This window comes from Vibrio sp. FF266, assembly GCF_041439695.1.
GTDB lineage: Bacteria > Pseudomonadota > Gammaproteobacteria > Enterobacterales > Vibrionaceae > Vibrio > Vibrio tasmaniensis_A.
Genome location: NZ_JBGOOO010000111.1, coordinates 1 through 1,316 on the forward strand (window position 1 = coordinate 1; position 1,316 = coordinate 1,316).

1 protein-coding gene and 1 pseudogene are annotated in these 1,316 nt (G+C 40.9%); one reads left to right on the forward strand and one right to left on the reverse strand.

What is annotated here, in order from left to right:
- Positions 1 to 262: pseudogene (locus tag ACED59_RS24470) on the reverse strand (hypothetical protein); the annotation flags it as partial.
- A 789-nt stretch (positions 263 to 1,051) separates the two neighbouring features.
- On the opposite strand from ACED59_RS24470, the gene ACED59_RS24475 reads away from it, so the two are divergent.
- A complete protein-coding gene (locus ACED59_RS24475) occupies positions 1,052 to 1,231 on the forward strand; it encodes a TraY domain-containing protein (protein WP_017097351.1) in 180 nt (59 codons plus the stop codon).
- The last annotated feature ends 85 nt before the right edge of the window (positions 1,232 to 1,316 follow it).

The following is a 1,316-nucleotide window of genomic DNA, read 5'->3' on the forward strand; positions in this document are numbered from 1 at the left end:
TGGGGTTGGTAATAAATTCTTCACACCCTTTTAAGATCCGCGCGTATTCTGGCGGCAGGGTTTCTACCTTACCGCTTCGGAGCAACCGGCGAGACTTAAATCCGATCTCAAAAGGCGTCTTAGGGTTCCGCGCGTTCTCTTCTTCAATGACGCGTTGATACAATTCAATCAAATCCAGTTTGCGAGCCTTACGCTTACAGCGATACTGCGCATCGTAACTCGATTTATCGAACGGGGGAGGGGAGGAGCTAAACGTTTTCATAAGACTCACCGTCCACGTTTAAAACACACCTCGCTTCATCCTGAGGGACAAAAAAGGCGGTGTTAGGCAGAAAGTGGATTCTCCTGAGCGTTAGCCCAAGCCAAGGCTGAGTCAAATGCGTCATATTTTGAAGTCCAAGAGGTTTTTGGGGTGTTTGGATTGGCCGTCCAAACGGTGAAATTTCAACCTATCTCAACCGGGAAAAGAAATCAAATGCCGGTTTTTTAGACACAAAAAAGCCGACTACTCTTGGAAAGTCGGCTTTTTTGCGAGTGCTATATAGTCAGAGTACCACCTCTAACACACTCTAAATCCTAGAAAAAACACACGACATTGGACACTACAGGAGTAAGCAATGTCGTGTGTTTTAACCTTATAGACCTCAGGTAAGTATAGCGTGTCGTCGCCTGATATTTCAAACGCTAAGTGTGCCTTGGGATTTTTCCCTTAACATAACAAATATAATGCGTAACCAAAAATAGCAGATAAATAACAATGAGATAACAAATAACCTTGAAAAATTTATAGCACATCAAAGAATCCCAATAAAAATAATTAATGGATTAATTATTTAAAATTAAAAACAAAGGCAACGTTAAATTTAATAAAATAACCATTAAAATCAAAAGTTTAATTTGGTGCGTATTATTTAGATTATGTTAAATTCAAGAAATGATAAGTAAGTCACAAACTCAACAAAATTAGACGCCAGTGAGCGATTACATGACTCATTGATGTTTCGGTCTAAACGAGAGCGTTTCGGTTTTTTCTATTTAGGAAGACTTTTGTATGAATTTTAAATCAGAATGTAGGGTTGAGAACAAGGAAGTCGGTATCGCTTTTAATCTCTCATCAAAGGCGAATAAAACGTTAACGCTCTCGGCGAAAAGAGCAGAGCGGGCCAAAAAGCGCGAAGGGAAACTTCGATTAGAAGATCACCTCAAACGTTTTCCTAATTGGTCGCTGTAACGAATGAGATTGCCGTCTGGGATTATTACCTCAGATGGCCTCGAAGGTGGGCTGCCTTCACGATTGCAAAAAGCGCCGCAGAGGG